Here is a 21,320-nt window from a genome sequence, read left to right on the forward strand (position 1 = left end):
TATATTGCACGCGAAACATCACAAGATGTCAACCTGCTCCCGTACTACGGGAGTCGCCGTGACCGTCCGTGGGCGGTGAAGACCGACCAGCAACCCGGCGATGACGAGCGCGACTCCCGCGAGCTCAGCCGGCGCCGGCAGCCCGAACCCGAGGACCAGCGAGGTGATGATCGTGCCGACCGGGATGATCCCGGCGAACAACCCGGCCCGATCGGCGCCGAGCATCGGCAGCGCTCGATACCAGAGCAGGAACGCGACCCCGCTCACGAGCACCGCGAGGTAGGCCAATCCACCCAGCTCGGCCAGGCTCGGCATCCGCAGGAAGCCAGACCCATCGGTCGCGAGGCCAAGGCCGATCAGCATCGGCACCGAGGTGGCGGCGGTGTAGGCGGACACCCGCACCGGTCCCAGCCTCACCAGCAGCGGCAGCGCGAGCAGCGAGAAGCACGCCTCGCAGGCCAGCGCGCCCACGGAGTACAGGATGCCTTGGAGATCGGACGTCCCGAGCCCGGACACCACACCGGTGCCGGCGACAACGATCGAGGCGGCGACGATGATCCGCCCGGACGGCCTGGTCCGCCGCATCAGTGGCCCGGCGAGCGCGAGCACGATCGGGACCGTACCGACGATCGTCCCGACGACGGCCGGGTTCGCGTGCTTGGTCCCTCCGATGACGAAGAGGTTGAAGAGCACCAGGCCGGTCGCGGCGAGCGCGATCAGCAGCAGAGTCTCGCGCCCGGTCGGCCGGATCAGCGGGATGCGGCGGGCCCGGGCGACGGCGAACAGCAGCGCCGCCGAGACCAGGTAGCGCGCGGCCTGACCGCCGAAGAAGGGGTAGTCGTTCACGACCCCGGAGACCGCCGCGAGGCTGCCGACGAGGAACATCGCGCCGCCCGCGCGGCCGTAGACGGACCAGGAATGGTTGCTCATCACCCCACCGTACGGGCGTTCTGGCCTTCCGCAGTGGTCCATAAAGGAAGCATTGAGCTGGTCCATAACTTGCCTCTTGCCCTCGGCTGATCCGCCGGACATAGTCGGCATGGTGCCGGTGGCGTTGGCCTGTGCTGCCGCAAGCGTCTGCTTGATGTTCAGTCGCTATGTCCCGGGGCCGCGGGAGCGAGTTTGAGATAGGCGCGCCAGCCGCCCAGTTCGGTGATCTCGCGCGATGGGTCGGCAGCGTCCGCAGTACAGAGGAAGCCGAGTACTTCGGTGCCGTCGGCAAGTTCGAGCGGGCCGATCGCGAGGGGTGGCGCGACCGTGGAGAGGAAGCCGGCCAGCTCTTCGGCGGGGAGACGCCAGACCTCGACCTCGATGCCGGGACCGTCCGCCGGTGGGGTGGTTCGGGTGAGGCCTGGCCTTGGCAGTGGCCCTTCCACCACGTACATCCGGTAGTCGCGAGCCGTCGTCGTCTCGAAGGCCAAGGTGGCGCCGCGTCGTACGAGCTCGTCGTTGAGTGGCTGGCCGGACAGATGTGCGCCCGCTACGGCCAGCAGGACACCTGTTGGTTGCTCACCGCACCAAACTTCGGCGAGGTCGATGACGAGGTGGTCGTGCCCGGCCGGTGCGAGAAGCTGTACGCCGAAGGGCAATCCGTCCGTGCGCATCGGCCCGGGGAACGCCACTGCGCAGAGGTCGAGCAGGTTGACCATGTTGGTGAAGCGCCCGAGCCGGCTGTTCACGCCGATCGGGTCCGCGGCCACCTCGGCGAGGGTCGGGTGGGTCTCGGTTACGGGCAGCAGCAGGGCGTCGAGCTGCTCCCAGAGCGGCTCGGTCCGGCGCCTCAATGCGGCCAGCCGATCGAAGCCGGCGAACGCGTCGGCGGCCGTGATCGTTGCGCCTTTGCGCACGATCTCGCGAACGGTCGGATCGACCGCGGGGTCGTCGTCGAGCTTGTCACCGAAGGCGAGCCAGCGTTCGGCCAGCCACGGACCGGAGTACAGGAGTTCGGCGGTGTCCAGCAGGGCGGTGATGTCGACCGGTACGACATCGCCGAGTTTCGCTGCCTGGTCGAGGGCTTCGGCCCACGCCTGCTCGTGCAGGGGATCGAGGCCGAGCGGGCGATCCGGTACGCCGATGCGGCGCGTGCCCGTCTTCGTCGGCTTGGGCAACCTGCGGGAGTACGGGTCGTCGGCGTCGTAGGCGGCCATCACCTCGAAGGCTCGCCGGGCCGTCTCGACGGTGCGCGCGAAGACCGTCACGCAGTCGAGCGAGCGGCAGGCCGGTACGACGCCGCTGGTCGATACGAGGCCCTTGCTCGGTTTGATCCCGATGATCCCGTTGAACGCCGCGGGCACTCGTCCGCTGCCTGCGGTGTCGGTCCCGAGCGCGAAGTCGACCTCGCCGGCGGCCACCGCGACCGCGCTGCCGGCGCTCGAGCCGCCGGAGATGTGCTGATCGGAGAAGACGGAGTGCGGCGCGCCGTACGGCGAACGGGTGCCGACCAGGCCGGTCGCGTACTGGTCGAGATTCGTCTTGCCCAGCGGTATCGCGCCGGCCTCGATCAACCGGTCGACGACGAACGCGTTGGTTGCCGCCGGCATCGTGTTGCGGGGGTCGCCGGCGGTGGTCGGTACGCCGTACAGGTCGATGTTGTCCTTGAGGGCCATCGTCAAGCCGTGCAGGGGACCGGGGAGTGGTTCGGTCGGCTCGACCCTGGTGATCCAGACGGTCATGCTCCCCACCTCGCCCGCTCGGCGTCGAACGCGGCCCGCCTCTTCGCGCGCAGACTGACGATGTCCATCGGTGCCTCCTGTTCGATCCGCCGGACGTCGGCGATCGAGAACGTCGCGGGTGTCACCTGCAGATCCGCGCGGCCGGCCTTGATGTCGGCGCGTTGCCGGTCGAGTTCCTCGGTACTGACCGGGGTGAACCTGATCCGGTCGAACTGCCTGAGCAGCCACGGTTGCTCGTCACGCTCGGACAACCGCCAGACCGGGACGGTGCGGCCGACGAGCTGGTAGCCGCCCGGTCCTTCCATGCCGTAGATGCACAGGTAGATGCCGCCGATGCCGACGGCGTTCTGCGGGGTCCAGGTGCGGGCCGGGTTGTACTTGGTGGTGACGAGCCGATGCCGCGGATCGATCGGCACGGCGACGGGCGCGCCGAGGTAGACGTCCCCGAGCCCGACCACGAGATAGGTCGCCTCGGCAACGATATCGAACACCTCGGCCCGCTCGTCGAGATCATTGACCCGCCGGATGAACTCGACATTGTCCGGACACCACGGCGCATCCGGCCGCACGGACGCCGCATACCGCCGCATCGCCTCATGAGCCAACGGATGATCGAACGCAATCGGCAACACCACCTCCCGAGCCGGCAACACCACCTCCGCCGGATCCGCCAACCCATTAGCCAGTACTACGAGATGCGCCGCCAGCTCCTCCAACTGGAGCCGGGCCGAATCCACTGCAACCAGCACCGACCGAACTCCTTCGACGATCTCGGTCACCCCCGCAGGCAGGTCAGCCCGAAGAGCCTCAGCCAGCAGATGAATCCAGACCCGCACAGTCAGATCAAGCTCAAGAGACCCAGCCTCCACCAACAAATGCCGCTCCCCAGCCAACCTGATCGTGTACCTGGGCGTGCTATCGCGACGTACCTGGGCAGGGAGGGGGATAGGGCGGTTGGGGGTTGGTGTGTTCAGGGCGACGGGTTGTTGGGGTTGGCGGAGATCTGCCAGCCACCGGCGGCGAGCGTTCATCGCCTCGGTGGCTTCTGCAGGGGTGACTGGGTGGAGGTGGAGGGTGTCGCCGGGGCGGAGTTGGCCCAGGAGCCAGCGGTCGGCCTCGATGACTACTGCTGGTACTACGAAGCCGCCGAGCGATGGGCCGTCTTTGCCGACGATGACCGGGGTGTCGCCGGAGAGCATGATGCCGCCGACCGGGTAGGCGGAGTCGTGGACGTTGGAGGGATGGAGACCCGCCTCGCCGCCGTCCGTGCGGGCCCATCCGGGGATCGGGCCGACCAGCCGGATGCCGGTGCGGTCGGAGCGGTGGTCGATCTGCCAGGTGGTGGAGAAGAAGGTGTCGACGCCTTCAAACGTGAGGTGCTCCGGGGCGCCATGGGGTCCGGCGATGACTCGGAGAGTCCACTCATGCGTCAGCACCGGCAACGAAATGGTTGCTGGCGGCACCAGATTCTCGCGCCGCCCCAAGGGCAGGAGATCCCCGGCGACGAGCGCCCGGCCGTCCAGCCCGCCGAATTCACCGAGTACGAAGGTGGATCGGCTGCCGAGCACCCGCGGCACGTCGAGTCCGCCTTCGACAGCGACGTACCCGCGCATGCCAGGCCCGTCGAGCGGCCCCACATCGAGGGTCGCACCGGCGACCAGCCGCGCGACCGTACCAGGGCGAAGGTGGTACCCGTCGATGGTCGCGCGAGTAGCGGCGCCGCCGACGCAGACGAGCCTGTCCTCGCCCAGCCGCAGCACCGGGCCGGCCACCACACACTCCAGCCCGGCCGCGTTCGAAGGATTGCCGACCGCCGCGTTCAGCAGCGCGAAGGTCAGCTCGTCGACGGCTCCGGACGGCGGTACTCCGACATCCCACAACCCTTGCCGACCAGCCAGGTCCTGCACGGTCGTCTGCATGCCGGGGGCAACGATCGTGACGCCCGCCATCAACTCCACCAGCCCAGCAACTGCACGGGGGTGGGATTCCAGCCGTTGCACGGGTTGTTGATCTGAGGACAGTTGCTGATCAGCACGAGCACATCGCGCGACGCCGTCAGCTCGACATACTTCCCGGGCGCCGACAACCCGTCGTCGAACTTCAACCCACCCTCGGGAGTCACCGGCACGTTCATGAAGAAGTTGATGTTGTGCCCGAGCTCCCGCTGCCCGATCCCAGCCGCAGCCCCGTACCGGAGGAACGTCTGCCGGCAAGCATGCTGATGCCGAGTCTGCTCGCCGTACCGAATGACGTTGCTCTCCTGCGAACACGCGCCGCCGACCGTGTCATGCCGCCCGCAGGTGTCATCGGTGATCACCGCAAGCTCATCCAGCCGCGTCGACAGCAACCGCGAACCGGTGGTCAGGAAGACAGCACCTTGCGAGCGCATGGTGTCGAAGGCGGAGTACCGATTCGCGATGTCAGCAGCGTCGTAGAGCAACGTATCGACGGCTTGATTGCCATGTAGATCGACGATCCGCAGCCGTCCGCCAGCCGGGACCGGAACGAGCGCCCCGTCCCCAGCGGCGACGGTCACGTCAAAGGCCGCCGTCATAGCGTCACCCGCCGAGCCATCTCGAGCGCCCGGACAGCCTCATCACGAGCCGGCGCCGGGCTCGGACCAGTCGCCACCGAGACCTCGACCGCGACCCCCGCGGCAGGTTGCCCGGACAACGGATGCGCCGCCGTCGAGACGAAGAGCAACAGGTCCAGTTCAGTGCGCAGTACGACGTTGTCGCCGGCCGCCGCGTGTCCCGGGACGAACGCCATCGAGGCGTTCGAGTCACCGGCGATGCCGACCTTGGAGAAGAAGTTGATACTGCCGTGCAGATCAGCCTCACCCAGCCCGTACTTCGTCAGCTCGATCACCAGGCCGGCCCGCGACCCGAAGCCGCTCAGGCAGTCGTGCCAGTCGAGGCTGGACCTGACGACCGAGGCCAGCGCGAGCCCACGATCGGACATCAGCACCAGCCCCGGCCGGATGCAGGCCGACATCTGCGCCTTCAACGTGTCCGGGACATTGAGCCTATCGACCCGATCCGCACCGATCAGCAACACGGTCGCGTTCGCGTCGGCGCCGAGTGCGGTCAGCTTGATCAGCCGATCGGCGCGGACCGGTGTGGACCAAACGGAGTCAGCGGGGATGTCGTGGCGGTAGCTCATGCGTTCTCCAGCACCGGTTGAGCGATCGCAGCGTGGTACCGGGTCCGCTGCACTCGGTACGTCACAAGGCCCGCTCCCGCGGTGATGACGAGCGTGAGCAGCGGAAGGTAGTGGAGGTACCAGCCTTCGCCGGCCGGGTCGTAGACCTCCGCGCGAGGCCACGCCAGGTTGATCGCCATCGCGAGTCCATAGAGCACGGCGATCCCGTTCACCAGCAGCCCGAACCGCCCGAGCGAGAACAGCTTCTTGCCGTCCTCATCGACACCATCCGGCACCGGGTCACCCGTGAGGCGGCGGACGAACAGCGGCAGCGTGACCATCAGATAGGCCAGGTAGAGCAACATGATGCAGACACTCGTGAGACCGAGGAACAGCCCGGCGTTGCCGACGTTGACCAGCAGGCAGACCGCGGCGCCGACCCCCGGTACGAGGGTCGCGAGCAGCGGCGTACCGGTGCGGCCGGAGACGCGCCGCAACTGGGCAGAGAACGGCAGGACATTGTCGCGCGCCATCGAGAAGATCATCCGGGCCGCGGCGGTCTGGATCGCGAGCGTGCAGACGCAGACCGCGAAGGCGACGTCGAGCAGCAGGAGCTTGCCGGTGGTCGAACCGAGGCTGCTGGTGAGCACATACGGCAGACCGCGCAGACCCAGCTCGCCGTCGGTGACGGACGGCGCGGCCATCAGGGCAGCGACGATCAGGAACGCGCCACCGATGCCGGAAGCAACGACCGCGCGGATGATCGTGCGCGGCGTCGTGGCGCGCGGCTTGTGCGTCTCCTCGGACAGTTCGCCGGCGCTGTCGAACCCGACCAGCACGTACGCCGCCATCAGCGCGGAGATGAGCAGCGGTACGACGTACCCGGTGGTGTTGTCGAGGCCGGTGGTGTGCAGGACGACGGATGGGCCGCGCTTGGCGTGACCGGTGAGCAGGATGACCATCAGGACGACGCCGATGAGCTCGCAGGTGACGCCGACCGAGTTCACGATCGCGGTGACCCGGACGCTGACCGCGTTAAGCGTCGTGGTGACGATCAGCAGTAGACAGCCGAGCAGTACTGCGTTGGAAGCCCCGTCGCGAGAGGCCAGTGAGGGATCGGTGCCGATCAGTTGGAAGCCGCTCCAGACGGCGGGCAGCACGACCTGGAGCGCGATGGCGGCGGCCGCGACGGTGATGATCTGGGCGACGATCATCGTCCAGCCCGCGAACCAGCCGACGACGGCGCCACCGAGCCGTCGCGACCATTGGTAGATCGCTCCCGACAAGGGGTAGCGCGCGGCCAGCTCGGCGAAGCAGAGCGCGACCATGAGCTGCCCGGCGAGGACGGCCGGCCAGGTCCAGAAGAAGGCGGTACCACCGAAGCCGAACCCGAGGCCGAAGAGCTGGAAGACCGTGGTCAGGATCGAGACGAAGGAGAAGCCCGCGGCGAAGGACGCGAAGGTACCGACTCGCCGGGACAGTTGCTGGTCGTAGCCGAAGCTGCCGAGGTCCTTGGCGCTGGCCCTGTCATTCACACTGTCTTTGACTCTGTCGACCGCGGCGGGGTCGAGCGTTGCTGACATTCCGGTCTCCGAATGCTCAGCCCGGAACGCGCACGGCAGCCCGGGGCCATCAAGGCCTCCCGGGCTTTTGTCCCGCCGTGGAACGGAGCCACCGGCTCCGTCTCCCCTCTCGGACCAGTCCTCCCACAAACACCAGGAGCGGAACCCTAGGGGCGCCCCGCCTTCGTCAGCGGGTCGTCAACCAGTCCACGACACCCGTGTTTCACCCTCCGCAGCCGTCCGTAACGTCCTGATGAACACGACCTCACAGCGCGCCGCCGCCTGAGCAGCCACTTGTGAGGACGCTGACGTACACCGACAGCGTCATCTGACGGGCGCGGAGGAGCCGGCAGGGCTCCTACCTTCCAGTTATGGACATGAAGCTCGAGGTATTGGTTATCCCCGTCAGTGACGTCGACAAGGCGAAGGACTTCTACGTGCAGCTCGGCTGGCGGCTCGACGCCGACTTCGCCACCGAGAAGGGGTTCCGGGTCGTGCAGGTCACGCCGCCGGGTTCGGACGCCTCCATCATCTTCGGCGACCAGGTGTCGGCGAGCGCGCCCGGCTCGGTACAGGGTCTCCAGCTGGTCGTCAACGACATCGAGGCGGCTCGTGCGGAGCTCGTCGCCAAGGGTGCCGACGTCAGCGGGGTCTGGCACGACGCCGACGGGGTCTTCCACCACGCCGGGGAGGACAACCGGGTAGCGGGTCCGCACCCCGACCGCGCCAGCTACGGCTCTTTCCTCTCCTTCAGCGACCCGGACGGCAACGGCTGGATCGTTCAGGAAGTCGTCACCCGGCTGCCGGGTCGCTGACCGGATCAACGAGAGAGGACTGCGACGATGGACGCGGTGGAAGACCAGACCGGGATCATTCTCGACGTGCTGCAGCGGGCTGCGGCAGCGCACGGAGTACACGAGGCGGAAGAGCTCGGCGGCAGGTTCGACGAGCAGTGGCCGCAGTGGTACGCAGCGCACATGACGAGGACGCTGGCGGAGAGTGGGTACCGGATCATCCGGACCACTGACGACGACAAGTAAGGCGGAGCGGGCGATGGGAACGACGGAGTACGACGTCATCGTGCTGGGGGCCGGCGCGGTGGGGGAGAACGTCGCCGACCGTGTGGTCAAGGGCGGCCTGACCGCGGTGATCGTGGAGAGCGAGCTCGTCGGCGGCGAGTGTTCCTATTGGGCCTGCATGCCCTCGAAGGCGCTGCTGCGGTCAGCGCAGGTACTGCGCGCTGCGCGGCGCGTGCCCGGCGCGGCCCAGGCGGTGACCGGTGAGCTGGACGTCCAGGCTGTGCTCGACCGGCGCGACGGGTTCACCAGCCACTGGGAGGACGACGGTCAGGTGAAGTGGCTGGACAGCGCCGGCATCTCGCTGGTCCGCGGCCACGGGCGGATCACCGGCGAGAAGCAGGTGACCGTCGGGGACCAGGTGCTGACCGCGCGGCACGCGGTCGTGGTGTCGACCGGCTCCGACGGGCTCGTGCCCGACATCCCGGGGCTGCGCGACGCCGACCCGTGGACGAGCCGCGACGCGACCAGCGTGAAGACGGTCCCGCGGAGCCTGGCGATCATCGGTGGCGGCGTCGTGGCCGTCGAGATGGCGTCGGCCTTCGCGGGCTTCGGTACGACGGTCACCGTGATCGCCCGCAGCGGACTGCTCGAATCGATGGAGCCCTTCGCCGGCGAGCAGGTGGCCGACGGGCTGCGTGAGCTGGGCGCCACCTTGTTGCTCAACACGGAGACGAAGAGCGTGAAGCGGCTGGACGACCAGGTCGCTCTGGAGCTGAGCGACGGCTCGACCGTCTCGGCTCAGGAGGTACTGGTCGCGACCGGGCGCACGCCGCGCACCGGGGACATCGGCCTGGAGACCATCGGGCTCGAGCCCGGCAGCTGGCTCGACGTCGATGACACTTTGCTGGTCCGCGGCTACGACTGGCTGTACGCCGGGGGCGATGTCAACCATCGCGCGCTGCTCACCCATCAAGGCAAGTACCAGGCGCGCGCTGCCGGTGACGTGATCGCCGCCCGCGCGCACGGCAAGCCGGTGTCGGACGCGCCGTGGGGGACCCACGTGGCGACGGCGGATCACGAAGCCGTACCGCAGGTCACCTTCACCGACCCCGAGGTCGCGTCGATCGGCCTGACGGCGGCCGGCGCGAAGCAGGCGGGTTACCAGACCCGCGTCGTCGACTACGAGATCGGCAACGTCGCGGGCGCGAGCGTGCACGCCGACGGCTACCAGGGCACCGCCCGGATGGTCGTCGACGAGCAGCGCAAGGTGATCCTCGGCGTCACCTTCGTCGGCCCGGACGTCGCCGATCTGTTGCAGGCGGCAACCGTCGCGGTGGTCGGCGAGGTCCCGCTCGACCGGCTCTGGCACGCGGTACCGGCGTACCCGACGATCAACGAGATCTGGCTGCGTCTGCTGGAGACCTACGGCCGACCGTGAACTTCAGTTGAGGTTGGTGTTCCTTCTGGTCGCCAGGATCAGCGCGGGCAGGGTGACGGCCAGGGCCAGCAGGACGGTGGTGCTCGGTTGTGGGTGGAAAGCCCGCAGCGTCGAATCGGTCAGGATCGCCTCGGTGCGAGCGATCGCGAACGCGGCGACCGGGATCGTCCAGCGGTAGTCGCGGGTGATGATCGTCGCCCAACCGGCGGCGATCACGGTCGCGACCTCGACGACGAACTGCCCGCGCTGGAACCACGGGTCATAGGAGGCGACGTGCAGGCCGCCGGCCACGAACATGGCGAGCACGACCGGGATGAGCCAGCGGTAGGATCGCTTTCGCCTTGTGCTGGAGGCCGCACAGGCGGCCGATGCTGCCAGCAACAACACTGGAAGAAAGATGTCGTGGGCAAGGATCGGTGCGCCTAGCCCGTAGTAGCTCGCGCCGCCCACACCCTGGTCGCCGAAGACGTTCGAGGTGCCGACGGCCGCGCCGGCGTAGATCATCGCCGCCGCGGCCGGTACTGCTATCCACGCCCGGCCGCGCAGGATCGCGATGAAGGCGATCAGCGGGAGCAGCCCGTAGGGGAGCAGGCGGGTTCGGGTGCCGTCGCCGATCGCCCAGGGGTACCAGCCGTTGAAGTGGAAGTTGATCGCGTGCGGCGACGGGTCGATGTGCAGCGTCCAGTTCCAGACGTCTTGCAGATAAGGGGTCAGTGCGAGGAGGGCAAGCCAGAGCGCGGCCAGTTGCAGGCCGTCCCGCCACCACGGCCCGCCGTCAATAGCTTCCCTGACTCGCGCCTGGAACGCGCCGCGGAGCAAGGCGATTGCCTCGCGCAACGGTGGCCACTCGCGGCCGGGATGGGCTTCGCTGAGACAGGCCAGCAGTTCGTCGCCGTGGGTGTCGCGGTAGGCCTTGGGATAGGCGAGCAGAACGAGACGATTCACGCTTCGGCCGTCCGGGGGCGGTCGATGACGACGTGTGCCGCCTGCTGCATGCGCAGGGCTTCGCGCTGCAGGGCCGCGTTGCCGTCGTCGGTCAGGCGGTAGTACCGGCGGGCGCGGCCGTCGACGATCTCCTCGTGGTCGGCCTTGACCAGACCGGCGCGTTCGAGCCGCTCCAGGGCTCCGTAGAGGGTTCCGACGGCGAGCCGGAGCCGCCCGTCGGTGGCTTGTTCGGTGGCTTTGATGATGCCGTAACCGTGCAGTGGGCCGTCCAGAAGGGCGGCCAGCAGGAAGTACTGCGACTCGGTCAACGTCGGCTGCTGGATCCTCACGATGGCGAGTATATATCGGCCCGCGAAGCATGTCGGACGGTGGGGGCCTGGCCATTGACGACGGATTATCTGTTAGGTAACTTTCCTAACAATTCTCCAACCGCCCCTGGGAGTCGGTCTTATGTTCAAACGCTTGCGAAGTTCGGCAGTCCTGTTACCACTATTGATCGTGGCCGGCCTCGGTGTCGGCAGTGCGACCGCCGGGGTCACCGCGGATGTCCTGTTGTCCCGGCAAAAACCAGTCATCACCTCCAGCAACGAGAGCACCTCGCTGGCCGGCGACAAGGCCGTCGATGGCAGTACGACGACCCGTTGGGCGAGTGACGAGGGAGCGGATCCGCAGTGGATCCGGGTCGATCTCGGGCAGCCGGCCTCGGTCAAGCGGGTCAAGCTGAGCTGGGAAGCCGCCTACGGCAAGGCGTACCGGATCGAGGTCTCCGATGACGGGACCAACTTCACCTCCATCAAGTCGGTGACGAACGGCAACGGTGCGACCGACGACCTGACCGGCCTCGACGGCCACGGCCGGTACGTCCGGCTGGTCGGGACCCAGCGAGGCACCGCGTACGGCTATTCGCTGTTCGAGCTGGAGGTCTACGGCACCGCCGACTCGAGTGGCGACACCCAGGCCCCGACGGTGCCGACCGGCCTGACCTCCACGGCCGTCACGGCGACGACGGCCGCGTTGTCCTGGACCGCGTCGACCGACAACATCGGCGTCAGCGGGTACGACGTACTGCGCGACGGCGTTGTGGTCACGACGGTCAGCACCACACAGTTCAACGACACCGGGCTGACGGCCAACACGTCGTACCAGTACTCCGTGCGCGCTCGTGACCTGGCCGGCAACGTCTCCGGGGCGAGCGCCGCGATCACGGTCAAGACCAGCGTGGGTGGTACAGGGGGCTTCGTCCTCGCCGCCGCCGGTGACATCGCGGACCAGTGCACCGCGTCCTCCAGCGACTGCATCCACCCCAAGACCGCGAAGCTGGTCGACTTCATCAAGCCCGCGAACGTGCTCACGATGGGCGACAACCAGTACGACGACGCGCATCTGTCGGACTTCCAGAACTACTACGACAAGTCGTGGGGCAAGTTCAAGTCCATCACCAAGCCGGTGCCCGGTAACCACGAGGGTTACGACGAGCCGGCCTTCAACGGGTACGACAAGTACTTCGGCGCGGCGATCGCGAAGCCGCAGGGCAAGCGGTACTACAGCTGGGAGAAGGGCAACTGGCACTTCATCGCGATCGACTCCAACGACTTCGTCACCCATGACAAGGCCGCCGAGCCGGCCCAGATCACCTGGCTGAAGGCGGATCTGGCCAAGAACACCAAGGGCTGTGTCGCCGCGTACTTCCACCACCCGCGCTACAGCTCGGGTGACCACGGCGACAACATCGACAGCATCGAACTGTGGAACATCCTGGTCGATGCCAAGGCCGACCTGGTGCTCAACGGTCACGACCACCACTACGAGCGCTTCCTGCCGCAGAACAAGAACGGGCAGCTCGACCCGAACGGCCCGGTCCAGATCATCGGTGGCACCGGCGGCAAGGACCTGTACCCGCCGAAGACCGCGCACCCGGCCACGGCCAAGCTCCTCGAGACCTTCGGCGTGCTGAAGCTCTCGATGACCGACACCACTTTCCAGAGCCAGCTACTCGGTCTCGATCAGCAGGTACTGGACAGCAGCCCGACCTACACCTGCCACTGACGGGCTGAGCCATGTACCTCGCCGAGACTCGTAGTAGTGGCCCGTCGAAGCAGGTCGACCGCCTGTGGCGCCGGGTGCCGGCCAACGTGCTGGCTCTCGGCGTGGTCAGCCTGGTCACCGACATCTCCTCCGAGATGGTGACGGCGATCCTGCCGCTCTACCTGGTGATCGGGCTGGGCCTGAACCCCTTGCAGTTCGGTTTGCTGGACGGGCTCTACGCCGGGGCGACCGCAGTACTGCGACTCGTCGGCGGGCATGTAGCCGATCGCTGGCGGCGGCTCAAAGCCGTCGCCGGCATCGGCTACGGGTTGTCAGCAGTTTGCAAGCTCGGGCTGCTGGCGGCCGGTTCGTCGGTCGCCGCGATCGGCGGCGTGCTTGCCGTCGACCGGGCTGGAAAGGGCATCCGTACTGCGCCGCGCGACGCGCTGATCTCGTTGAGCAGCAAGCCGGAGACGCTGGGACGGTCCTTCGGTGTGCATCGGGCCCTGGACACTTTCGGCGCCTTTCTCGGGCCGATCGTCGCTGCCGGCGTCTTGTGGGCGAGCCTGGGAGACTTCGACGCCGTCTTCGTCGTCAGCTTCTGTATCGCAATGTGCGGCGTGCTGCTGCTGGTGCTCCTGGTCAAGGATCACCCGCGGTCGGGGCCTGCCGTCGCCAGGTCCTTGCGGAGCATGCTCGGGTTGCTGAGCATCAAGGCCTTCCGGCGGTGTTGCGGCTGGGCCGCCATGCTGGGGTTGGTGACGATCACCGACTCCTTCGTCTATCTGGCATTGCAGCGTCGGTGGGACGTCAGCACCACGCTGTTTCCTTTGCTGCCCATCGGTACTGCGGGGACCTTTCTGCTGCTGGCCGTTCCGTTGGGGCGGCTTGCTGACCGGGTTGGGCGGTGGAAGCTCTTCCTGGCCGGGCATGCGGCTCTGGTGCTCGCGCTGCTGCTCTTGTGTGGTCCGGTGAAGAGTCCTTGGCTCGCGGTTCTGGCGTTGGCGTTGCATGGTGCCTTCTACGCCGCGACTGACGGAGTACTACCTGCTGCGGCCGGTCCTTTGCTTCCTGAGCACTTGAGAGCGAGTGGGATGGCGCTGCTCCAGACGGGACAGGCCTTGGCCCGGATGGTGTCGGCTGTGCTCGTCGGCCTGGTGTGGACGCTGTGGGATCTCCGGCCGGCGCTGCTCGTCACCACGGCCGCACTGCTGGTGGTCACGATCGCGGCCGCCGTCGTCCGACCTTGGGAGGAAGCACGATGAAGAAGGTCCTGGTCGGTGCCCTCGGCATGATCTTGCTGCTCGGGGCGGCAACCCTGTACGTCGTCCAGGCGCGGGGTGGCGGCCCAACGGTCAACGCCCGGCCGGTGGTGTCCGGGCAGCTGACGCTTGCCCCCGGCAACCTGTACTTCCGGAATCTTGCCGAAGGCCCCGATCAGGGGAAGCTGGCCGCGGTGTCGGTTGCTGATCCCGATGGTCCTCGTCAGGTCGGTGATCTGCACTGCGATCGGTTCGCGACCGCTCGTGGTACGAGCATCTGTTTGCGCACCAAGCCAGGGTCGCTGCCGCCGTACACCGAGATGCTCGTGCTCGGGCCGGAGCTCGCGATCAAGCACCAGGAGACGCTGCCCGGTACGCCGAGCCGCGCGCGGGTCTCGCCGGACGGGAAGATCGTCAACTGGACTCTGTTCGTCAGCGGTGACTCGTACTCGGCGACCGGGTTCTCCACGCGCAGCGGCCTGTACCAGGTCGACAGTGGGCAGTTGGTGAAGAGCATCGAGGAGTTGCCGGTGTTCGTCGACGGGAAGCGCTACTTCGCCTCGGACGTCAACTACTGGGGTATCACCTTCGCCGCCGACGGCAACCGCTTCTACGTCACGCTGGGGAGCAAGGGAAAGACCTACCTGATCGAGGCGGATTTCCGCGAGTACCAGGGCGAGGCCATCCTCCAGAACGTCGAGTGCCCGTCGCTGTCACCGGACGGCCGGCGGATCGCGTACAAGCAGAAGAAGCCCGACGGGAACTGGCGCCTCGCAGTACTGGACCTGGCCACCCGCCACGTCACCCACCCCGCCGAGACCCGCTCAGTCGACGACCAGCCCCTCTGGCGCAACGCCACCACCCTGCTCTACACCCTCCGCCGAGACACCAACACCTCCGACATCTGGTCAACCCCAACAACCCCCACCGGCACCCCCACCCTCCTAATCCCAGACGCAGCCTCACCCGCCCTCCGCTGAACCTGCCGTTCTGAGGGAACCTCGGCCTGCTGTCATCCTGTCTATCAGGTGTGAGGGTGGGTGAGGTGTGAGCGGGGACGAGGACTTCAGCGACTACGTGGCGGCGCGGTGGCCGAGTTTGGTGCGGGCTGCCGTGTTGCTGGGGTGTTCGTTGCCTGAGGCTGAGGATCTTGTTCAGACCACCCTGGAACGGTGCTTGCTGAAGTGGGACAAGGTGCGGGTGGCCGAGGACCGGAATGCTTATGTCCATCGGGTGCTGATCAATCAGTTCATCTCCGCCCGCCGGCGCCGGTGGACCGGTGAGAAGCCGGCGGCGGTACTGCCCGATCAGCCGAGCCTTGACCAGACGATCGGGATCGACGACTCCGATGCGGTGATGCGGGCGCTCGACCGGCTGACCAGGGAGCAGCGCGCTGCCGTCGTACTGCGGTACTACGCCCACCTGAGCGAGCAACAGATGGCATCGGTGCTCGGGATCGCTTCCGGCACCGTGAAGAGCCGGCTGGCGCGGGCGTTGAAGACGCTGGCCCAGGACCCCGACCTGGCAGAACTGCGAGGAATCTGATGAACGAGTCACAGCTGACCGAGCTGCTGGAGCGGGCGGGCGAGCGGATAAAGGTGAGGCCGGCGCTGATCGACGCGATGCGCGCGGGTGCCACCCGGCGCAGGCGGCGTCGTACGGCGGTGATCTCGCTCGCTGCCGTGGTGGGCGTGCTGGTGGCTGCCGGTGGAACCGCGCTGCTGGTTGCCCCTGGCATCAACCCGGACAGGACACAGGTGCCGGTGGCAACCAAGGGGCCGATTCCGGTGCCGACAGCAACCAACGGCAACGGCAACGGCAACGGCGTACCGGCCGGGATGCGGCTGGTCGGTCTCGGACGGGTGGCGATCGCGGTGCCCGCGGGGTGGGGAACGAACCAAGTCCACTGCGGGACACCGCAGAGCGACACGGTCCTGATCGACGAGTTGTTCGTGACGTTGTGCGCGACGCGCCGACCCGCTGGGGTGGACAGCGTGAGGGTGGGGATCGGTGTGGCCCAGGTGCAGTACAGCTACAACTTCCACGCCGACGAGACCTTCGAGATCGACGGGGTCCGGGCTGAGCGGCAACGCACGACCTGTGGGCCGGGCATGCTCGGCGGTCACGAGATCTGCACCGGGATCGTGCTGGTGCCCTCGCTGGGGACCTGGTTCGTCGCAGACTCGTCGACGAGTGCCGAGGAGGTCGATCGCATCCTCGAGCGCATCGTGGTGGTTCCCGATCGGGTCGGCGTACCGGAGTCCGGGCCTGTTGTTTCCAAGGGCGGTGGAAGCTCCGGCCGGAGGTACGCTGAGCTGCTCCGCAGCCTCGGGCTCGAGGTCGAGACCAAGACGCTGAGCAACCCGGACTACGGACCAGGGGCGCTCCTGAAGGTCTCACCCTTCCCGGGCACGATGCTGAAGCCGGGATCGACCGTCACGATTACAGTCGTCGCGAAGCGCTGATCCTGCGAAAATAGAGGTATGGCTGACTTCGTCCCGGGACTCGAGCTGAGCAGGCTGTTCTACTCCGAAGCCGTCCGGCCGATCCTGGAGTCGAGATTCCCAGGCCTGGAACACAGTGCGGCGCTGATCGGGCGCGGCTCGGAGGTGCTCGGCTTCGACGACGAACTGTCGACCGATCACGACTGGAAACCACGCGTGCTGCTCTTCCTGCGGGAGGAGAACGCGGCGGTCGGGGAGACGTTGCAGCGGGAGTTGCCCGCGGAGTACAGGGGAAGACCGATCGATTTCGCCGCGCCCGGCATCCTTGGGTCGGTCGAGGTGCATACGGTCCGCAGCTACTTCCAGGACAACCTGAGCCTCGACGTGGACGGCGAGATCGCGGCCTTCGACTGGCTGACCTTTCCGGAGCAGGGGCTCCGGACGTTCACGGCCGGCGCTGTCCACCACGACGAGGTCGGCCTGCAAGCGGTCCGCGACCGGCTCGCCTACTACCCGCACGATGTCTGGCTCTATCTCCTGGTGGCCGGCTGGTGGCGCGTGCACCCGGAGATGAACCTGGTCGGCAGAACCGGCTCGGTGGGGGACGAGGTCGGGTCGGCGGTGCTCGGGGCGCGGCTCGTCTCGGACCTGATGCGGCTTTGCTTCCTGATGGAGCGGCAGTACGCGCCGTACTCGAAGTGGTTCGGCACGGCGTTCTCCCGACTCGAGTGCGGCCCCGAGCTCGAGCCGATCCTGTCGAAGGTGCTGCATGCTGGGACCTGGCAGGAACGCGAGAGCGCCCTCGTGACGGCGTACGAGAAGGTCGGCGCGATGCACAACGCGCTGCAACTCACCGAGCCGGTCAGTATCGGCGTCGAGCAGATGTGGGACCGGCCGTTCAAGGTCGCCTGGGCCGACTACCCGGGCCTGCTGGCGGCCCAGATCCAGGATCCGGCCGTGCTGAGCCTGCTGAAGAGATGGCCCGTCGGCCCGGTCGACCAGTTCCGTGAGCTGATGTGGCGACCGCACAACCGCACCCTGCTCCTGCGGGTCCTCGGAGAGGAGGAATGACAAAAGCCCAGGTCGAGTGACCTGGGCTTCTGCCGGTACTACGTCTTCGTGGTGCTCAGTGCATCAGGCGAAAGTCACTCGCCGATGAGCTGGTAGTCGCCGGTGTACATGAAGTGCACCGTCGCGTCCTGCGGCAGCGCGACGCTACCGATGGTGTTGACGACGGTCGCCGCGCCCTTCGCCCGGCTCATCGCGTACACGGTGGCCGTGTTGTTCGCGTTGTTGAAGCCGGTGAGCAGCGTGCCGCCGTTGTTGCCGCAGCGCTGGGCGATGAGCTGGTGGTAGGCGCCGAAGCCGGTCGTGCGGACCGCCTTGAGGGTGCCCTTCAGCTGCTGCGTGATGGGGAGGTGGATGGTGTAGATGGCGCCGGTCTTGGTGATCCCGAGAAGCGTGTCGTAGGTCGCGGTCTCGGCGATCGTGGTGATCGACTTGAACGACTTGTAGCCGAGCGCGCTGCCGGCGGCCGAGACCGGGCCGGTCGTGCCGTTGATGCTGTAGCGGTACAGCGTGCCGTTCGTGTTCAGGCCGTAGAGGAACATGTGTCCCGCGCCGGTCGACTCGTTGTAGTAGGTCGAGCTCGCCAGGGAGGTGAAGCTACCCCAGCCGGTGCCGAGCCGCTTCGAGCTGACCACCGGAACTGTTGTTTGCGGGGTCTTGTACGACTCGGCGGTGGCGTACAGGCTGCCGCTCACCAGGACGAATCCGGCGTAGTAGTGGGTGGTGCCCGAACCCTGCCAGTCGTACCAGGTCGAGCTGGCGCGGATACCGAACAGCTTGTACGGCTTGTACGGCGGCGCGGTCACCGGCTTGGTCGCGATGATCCGGTAGCCGGCGTTCTGACCGGCGGCGGTCACGGCGCCGACCTCGACCTGGCAGGCCCCCGCAGCTGCCGGCGCCTTGGCCTGCGGCTTTGCCAGCCCCTCCGCCAGCGACTGGCGACTCGGCTGGGGCTTGCCCTGCACCTCTGCGGTGGCCTGGTTGGCCGCCACAGCCCCCGTGACCAGGCTCAGCCCGGCCACTGCAAGAGCAAAACGACGAATTCTCATCTGCAGACTCTCCCTAAGTACTCGATGTCCCCCGGGGGCTTCTCGCACCGACGAATGTCCCGATCACCGTAGCGACTCAGGGGTCCATACCAGAAAGTCGTTGCAACAACCTGCAACCAGCGTGTCGAGTGTTGCGGGCCGGGCAGCCGGCGTGTCGGTCCGCGTTCATCTGCGCTCCATCCAGGGAAAAGACGCTGGGGTCCGCCCCGTCGGTACGCCTCCCGTCCGATCCGTCCGAGGGACCTTGATGCATGCCGTCAGTCGTGTCGCTGTAGTCCTGCTGCTTGCCGCCGTCTCCACCTTGGTCGGCGCGCAGAGCCAGGTCGCGGCCGCGGACGCCTCGTGGGAGGTCAAGCCGGCGGCGACCATCTTCGGGTCGAACCGGCCGAGCTACAGCTACACCCTGCCCCGCGGCGGCCAACTCAAGGACGCCCTGGTCGTCGTCAACCGGGGCAAGACGCCGCTCGTGCTTTCCCTGTACGGCGCCGACGCGTTCACCACCGACGAGGGCCAGCTCGAGTTGCTGGGCAGGGACTCGAAGTCGACCGACATCGGCTCCTGGGTCCAGCTCAGCCGGTCCACCGTGAAGGTCCCACCCGGCCAGTCGGTCGATGTACCGTTCCGGGTCGCCCTCCCCGACACCGCTGCGCCCGGCGACCATCTGGGCGGGATCGTCACGTCAGTGCGAGGAGCCGGTACTTCGGAACAGCGAGTCGGGATCAAGATCCGGCTGCGAGTAAGCGGTGAACTCAGGCCAGCCCTGGCTGTCGAGGACCTGAAGGTGCACTACTCAGGTACTCCGAATCCCTTCGGAACCGGCAGCGCCACGGTCACCTACACCGTCCACAACACCGGCAACGCGATCGTCGCGGCCCGCCAAGCGGCCTCTGTCACCGGCCCCTTCGGCCTCTACTCGGCACACCCGACCCAACTCGCCGACTCTCCTCAACTCTTGCCAGGCGAGTCTTGGAAGGTCTCCACCCCGATCCACGGAGTCCCGCCCGCCATCCGCCTGACCGGCACGGTCTCCGTAGTACCGCTGCTGAGATCGGCTGCCCAACCAGCCAGCGCCGCCACCACCCACACGCTGACGATCCCTTGGACCTTGCTACTCCTCATCGCCGCCTGCACGGCAGCAGCCGCCTTCCTCATCACCCGCCACCGCCACAGACGCCGCCCCGCCCACGCCCGATGACCGTCTCGGCAACAACCTGACATCTCCACCCGCTGCTCCGGTGGTACCAGCAAAATCGGAGGGTGATCCCAGCAGTCAGCTACCTCGCTGTCACCGGAGTACTGGCCGCCGGGTTGCGTGATCGGCAGGACAACACTCCCTTGCACCTGGCGTACTACTACGAGAGTCAGGCGAGCATCGACCGGCTCCGGGAGTCGGGGGCCGACGAGTCGAGGCTCGGGCGCCGGACTTGCCGTCCGCCGGCTTCGAATCGTCGCTCGCCCGGAGCAGTACGACCGCGCCGATCGCGATCACGACGACCAGTACCAGCCCGAGCGCGCCGATCAGGATCAGCAGCCCACGACTCCGCTTCGGCGGCGGTCCGTACTGCGGCGGCCCGTACTGCGGGGGCCCTCCGTACGGCGGCCCGCCCGGCGGTGGCGGCGGGAACTGATTCGGTTGCGACATGCCAGCAGATGCTACGCGGCACCGGGGGGACCGACCCGCTATCGTGATTGTTAACCGGTTGACTATCGGTTATCGTGCGAGTCATGGATGGAAGGAGACCGGTGTGAAGCTCACCATGCGGGTGGTCACCGTGCTGGCGGCGTTGAGTGGGCAGCCGATCCGGTTGTCGAGCGTCGCGGCGCCGGACAGCGATCCCGACAGCGTCGTCATCGCTCCGGACCCGCGGGTGCAGATCAGTCCCGGCCGTGAAACCCGTTCCCACAAAGGGATCCCGTATGCCGGGCCGTCGAGCAAGTTGCGGATGGACGTTCTCGTCCCGCCTGGCAACGGCCCGCATCCGGTCGTGCTCTATCTGCCCGGTGGGGGATTCGTGTCGGCGCGCCGGCAGATGGCGGGCAAACAGCGCCGGTACGTCGCTGAGGCCGGCTTCGTGGTCGCGAGCATCGACTACCGGACGACCGCGGTCGGAGCCACCTACCGCGATGGGCTGATGGACGTCGGTACCGCGCTCGACTTCCTCCGATCGCACACCGCCGAGTACGGCGTCGACCCGACTCGCGTCGCCGTCTGGGGTGAGTCGGCCGGCGGCTACCTGGCCTCGATGGCCGCCACCGAACCGGAGTGCAAACTCAACGCCGCCGTCGTCTTCTTCGGTGCCTCGGATCTCAGCTCGGTCGCCGAGGGGTTCGACGCGAAGGCAGTCGCCGCCCACAGCGGGCCCAAGGCAGCAGTAGCCAAGTACGTCGTCGGTCCCGGTCGCTCGACGGCCGACCAGCTCGACGAGTTCCGGCAGGCCGATCCGGCCAACCGGGCGACCGCGGAGACGCCGGCCTTCCTGCTGCTGCACGGTGACGACGATCGCGTCATCGCGCCGAACCAGACCGCCCGCCTCCACCAGGCCCTGCTCGCGGCCGGGGTCGACAGCACCCGGTACGTGCTGAAGGGCGCCGGACACGGTGAGCTCTCGGACAATCCGGAGCCGTGGAACAGTACCGACCTGCTGGATCGAGTGGTCGACTTTCTCAAGACCCGGCTGGCCGAACGAGGGTAGAG

The 21,320-nt window shown here is 67.6% G+C and carries 21 protein-coding genes and 1 riboswitch; of the genes, 11 read left to right on the top strand and 10 right to left on the bottom strand.

Features of this window, described 5'->3' with window-relative positions:
• Positions 1 to 18: 18 nt before the first annotated feature.
• The 6 genes from G3I17_RS07095 to G3I17_RS07120 all read right to left on the bottom strand — a co-directional run bounded on the left by G3I17_RS07095 (position 19) and on the right by G3I17_RS07120 (position 7,348).
• Positions 19 to 930 carry a DMT family transporter gene (locus G3I17_RS07095; RefSeq protein WP_164595054.1) on the bottom strand — a complete coding sequence of 304 codons (912 nt, stop codon included), beginning with the start codon at positions 928 to 930 and terminating at the stop codon, positions 19 to 21.
• Positions 931 to 1,088: 158 nt separating this feature from the next.
• Entirely contained in the window at positions 1,089 to 2,672 is a 1,584-nt protein-coding gene (locus tag G3I17_RS07100; protein WP_164595055.1) for an allophanate hydrolase, read from the bottom strand.
• Positions 2,669 to 4,621: a 5-oxoprolinase/urea amidolyase family protein gene (locus tag G3I17_RS07105; protein ID WP_164595154.1), complete on the bottom strand. Its 1,953-nt coding sequence runs from the start codon at positions 4,619 to 4,621 to the stop codon at positions 2,669 to 2,671. Before G3I17_RS07105 ends, G3I17_RS07100 begins: the two co-directional genes overlap by 4 nt.
• Positions 4,621 to 5,226: an urea amidolyase associated protein UAAP2 gene (locus tag G3I17_RS07110; protein WP_164595056.1), complete on the bottom strand. Its 606-nt coding sequence runs from the start codon at positions 5,224 to 5,226 to the stop codon at positions 4,621 to 4,623. Before G3I17_RS07110 ends, G3I17_RS07105 begins: the two co-directional genes overlap by 1 nt.
• Positions 5,223 to 5,834: a DUF1989 domain-containing protein gene (locus G3I17_RS07115; RefSeq protein WP_164595057.1), complete on the bottom strand. Its 612-nt coding sequence runs from the start codon at positions 5,832 to 5,834 to the stop codon at positions 5,223 to 5,225. Before G3I17_RS07115 ends, G3I17_RS07110 begins: the two co-directional genes overlap by 4 nt.
• Positions 5,831 to 7,348: an amino acid permease gene (locus tag G3I17_RS07120; RefSeq protein WP_343238223.1), complete on the bottom strand. Its 1,518-nt coding sequence runs from the start codon at positions 7,346 to 7,348 to the stop codon at positions 5,831 to 5,833. Before G3I17_RS07120 ends, G3I17_RS07115 begins: the two co-directional genes overlap by 4 nt.
• 102 nt (positions 7,349 to 7,450) lie before the next feature.
• A riboswitch (guanidine-I (ykkC/yxkD leader) is annotated at positions 7,451 to 7,557 on the bottom strand.
• Between the two features lie 189 nt (positions 7,558 to 7,746).
• Between G3I17_RS07120 and G3I17_RS07125 the strand changes: the two genes are divergently transcribed.
• Genes G3I17_RS07125 through G3I17_RS07130 form a run of 3 tightly spaced genes read left to right on the top strand, consistent with a single transcriptional unit; the run spans position 7,747 to position 9,832 of the window.
• Positions 7,747 to 8,190, top strand: a complete 444-nt coding sequence (locus G3I17_RS07125; protein WP_203589820.1) for a VOC family protein — start codon at positions 7,747 to 7,749, stop codon at positions 8,188 to 8,190.
• Between the two features lie 27 nt (positions 8,191 to 8,217).
• Positions 8,218 to 8,415 (top strand): hypothetical protein, encoded by a 198-nt coding sequence (locus G3I17_RS39710; protein ID WP_203589821.1) that lies wholly within the window; start codon positions 8,218 to 8,220, stop codon positions 8,413 to 8,415.
• Between the two features lie 13 nt (positions 8,416 to 8,428).
• Positions 8,429 to 9,832 carry an NAD(P)/FAD-dependent oxidoreductase gene (locus tag G3I17_RS07130; protein WP_164595059.1) on the top strand — a complete coding sequence of 468 codons (1,404 nt, stop codon included), beginning with the start codon at positions 8,429 to 8,431 and terminating at the stop codon, positions 9,830 to 9,832.
• A gap of 3 nt (positions 9,833 to 9,835) precedes the next feature.
• Here the strand turns inward: G3I17_RS07130 and G3I17_RS07135 are convergent, their stop codons facing one another.
• Together G3I17_RS07135 and G3I17_RS07140 are read right to left on the bottom strand one after the other, a co-directional pair.
• Positions 9,836 to 10,777 carry a hypothetical protein gene (locus G3I17_RS07135; protein WP_164595060.1) on the bottom strand — a complete coding sequence of 314 codons (942 nt, stop codon included), beginning with the start codon at positions 10,775 to 10,777 and terminating at the stop codon, positions 9,836 to 9,838.
• Positions 10,774 to 11,106, bottom strand: a complete 333-nt coding sequence (locus tag G3I17_RS07140; protein WP_343238224.1) for a PadR family transcriptional regulator — start codon at positions 11,104 to 11,106, stop codon at positions 10,774 to 10,776. Before G3I17_RS07140 ends, G3I17_RS07135 begins: the two co-directional genes overlap by 4 nt.
• Before the next feature lie 133 nt (positions 11,107 to 11,239).
• On the opposite strand from G3I17_RS07140, the gene G3I17_RS07145 reads away from it, so the two are divergent.
• From G3I17_RS07145 to G3I17_RS07170, 6 genes are all read left to right on the top strand, one after another.
• Positions 11,240 to 12,823 carry a discoidin domain-containing protein gene (locus G3I17_RS07145; RefSeq protein ID WP_239062223.1) on the top strand — a complete coding sequence of 528 codons (1,584 nt, stop codon included), beginning with the start codon at positions 11,240 to 11,242 and terminating at the stop codon, positions 12,821 to 12,823.
• 11 nt (positions 12,824 to 12,834) lie between these two features.
• Positions 12,835 to 14,067: an MFS transporter gene (locus tag G3I17_RS07150; protein WP_164595062.1), complete on the top strand. Its 1,233-nt coding sequence runs from the start codon at positions 12,835 to 12,837 to the stop codon at positions 14,065 to 14,067.
• Positions 14,064 to 15,044 carry a PD40 domain-containing protein gene (locus G3I17_RS07155; protein ID WP_164595063.1) on the top strand — a complete coding sequence of 327 codons (981 nt, stop codon included), beginning with the start codon at positions 14,064 to 14,066 and terminating at the stop codon, positions 15,042 to 15,044. Before G3I17_RS07150 ends, G3I17_RS07155 begins: the two co-directional genes overlap by 4 nt.
• Before the next feature lie 67 nt (positions 15,045 to 15,111).
• Positions 15,112 to 15,609 carry a SigE family RNA polymerase sigma factor gene (locus G3I17_RS07160; RefSeq protein WP_164595064.1) on the top strand — a complete coding sequence of 166 codons (498 nt, stop codon included), beginning with the start codon at positions 15,112 to 15,114 and terminating at the stop codon, positions 15,607 to 15,609.
• Positions 15,609 to 16,529, top strand: coding sequence for a PASTA domain-containing protein (locus G3I17_RS07165; protein ID WP_164595065.1), 921 nt, complete (start codon positions 15,609 to 15,611; stop codon positions 16,527 to 16,529). Before G3I17_RS07160 ends, G3I17_RS07165 begins: the two co-directional genes overlap by 1 nt.
• Positions 16,530 to 16,547: 18 nt before the next feature.
• On the top strand, positions 16,548 to 17,579 hold the full coding sequence (locus G3I17_RS07170; protein ID WP_164595066.1) for a DUF4037 domain-containing protein: 1,032 nt from the start codon (positions 16,548 to 16,550) through the stop codon (positions 17,577 to 17,579).
• A 74-nt stretch (positions 17,580 to 17,653) separates the two neighbouring features.
• Here the strand turns inward: G3I17_RS07170 and G3I17_RS07175 are convergent, their stop codons facing one another.
• Positions 17,654 to 18,625 (bottom strand): hypothetical protein, encoded by a 972-nt coding sequence (locus G3I17_RS07175; RefSeq protein WP_164595067.1) that lies wholly within the window; start codon positions 18,623 to 18,625, stop codon positions 17,654 to 17,656.
• A 247-nt stretch (positions 18,626 to 18,872) separates the two neighbouring features.
• On the opposite strand from G3I17_RS07175, the gene G3I17_RS07180 reads away from it, so the two are divergent.
• A complete protein-coding gene (locus G3I17_RS07180; protein WP_164595068.1) occupies positions 18,873 to 19,820 on the top strand; it encodes a DUF916 domain-containing protein in 948 nt (315 codons plus the stop codon).
• A 90-nt stretch (positions 19,821 to 19,910) separates the two neighbouring features.
• On the opposite strand, the gene G3I17_RS07185 is transcribed toward G3I17_RS07180, so the two are convergent.
• Complete coding sequence (locus G3I17_RS07185; RefSeq protein ID WP_164595069.1) at positions 19,911 to 20,267, bottom strand: hypothetical protein; 357 nt, start codon at positions 20,265 to 20,267, stop codon at positions 19,911 to 19,913.
• A 103-nt stretch (positions 20,268 to 20,370) separates the two neighbouring features.
• Between G3I17_RS07185 and G3I17_RS07190 the strand changes: the two genes are divergently transcribed.
• Positions 20,371 to 21,318, top strand: coding sequence for an alpha/beta hydrolase (locus G3I17_RS07190; protein ID WP_164595070.1), 948 nt, complete (start codon positions 20,371 to 20,373; stop codon positions 21,316 to 21,318).
• Positions 21,319 to 21,320 lie beyond the last annotated feature (2 nt).

The sequence above is a fragment of the Streptomyces sp. SID13031 genome, assembly GCF_010548305.1.
Classification (GTDB): domain Bacteria; phylum Actinomycetota; class Actinomycetes; order Propionibacteriales; family Kribbellaceae; genus Kribbella.

Bases quoted from the DNA above. Each gene is read 5' to 3' on its own strand.
- G3I17_RS07175 (WP_164595067.1), bottom strand. From the start codon at position 18,625: ATGAGAATTCGTCGTTTTGCTCTTGCAGTGGCCGGGCTGAGCCTGGTC.
- G3I17_RS07130 (WP_164595059.1), top strand. From the start codon at position 8,429: ATGGGAACGACGGAGTACGACGTCATCGTGCTGGGGGCCGGCGCGGTG.
- G3I17_RS07150 (WP_164595062.1), top strand. From the start codon at position 12,835: ATGTACCTCGCCGAGACTCGTAGTAGTGGCCCGTCGAAGCAGGTCGAC.
- G3I17_RS07185 (WP_164595069.1), bottom strand. From the start codon at position 20,267: ATGTCGCAACCGAATCAGTTCCCGCCGCCACCGCCGGGCGGGCCGCCG.
- G3I17_RS07110 (WP_164595056.1), bottom strand. From the start codon at position 5,226: ATGACGGCGGCCTTTGACGTGACCGTCGCCGCTGGGGACGGGGCGCTC.
- G3I17_RS07165 (WP_164595065.1), top strand. From the start codon at position 15,609: ATGAACGAGTCACAGCTGACCGAGCTGCTGGAGCGGGCGGGCGAGCGG.
- G3I17_RS07095 (WP_164595054.1), bottom strand. From the start codon at position 930: ATGAGCAACCATTCCTGGTCCGTCTACGGCCGCGCGGGCGGCGCGATG.
- G3I17_RS07155 (WP_164595063.1), top strand. From the start codon at position 14,064: ATGAAGAAGGTCCTGGTCGGTGCCCTCGGCATGATCTTGCTGCTCGGG.
- G3I17_RS07105 (WP_164595154.1), bottom strand. From the start codon at position 4,621: ATGGCGGGCGTCACGATCGTTGCCCCCGGCATGCAGACGACCGTGCAG.
- G3I17_RS07100 (WP_164595055.1), bottom strand. From the start codon at position 2,672: ATGACCGTCTGGATCACCAGGGTCGAGCCGACCGAACCACTCCCCGGT.
- G3I17_RS07180 (WP_164595068.1), top strand. From the start codon at position 18,873: ATGCATGCCGTCAGTCGTGTCGCTGTAGTCCTGCTGCTTGCCGCCGTC.
- G3I17_RS07170 (WP_164595066.1), top strand. From the start codon at position 16,548: ATGGCTGACTTCGTCCCGGGACTCGAGCTGAGCAGGCTGTTCTACTCC.
- G3I17_RS07115 (WP_164595057.1), bottom strand. From the start codon at position 5,834: ATGAGCTACCGCCACGACATCCCCGCTGACTCCGTTTGGTCCACACCG.
- G3I17_RS07125 (WP_203589820.1), top strand. From the start codon at position 7,747: ATGGACATGAAGCTCGAGGTATTGGTTATCCCCGTCAGTGACGTCGAC.
- G3I17_RS39710 (WP_203589821.1), top strand. From the start codon at position 8,218: ATGGACGCGGTGGAAGACCAGACCGGGATCATTCTCGACGTGCTGCAG.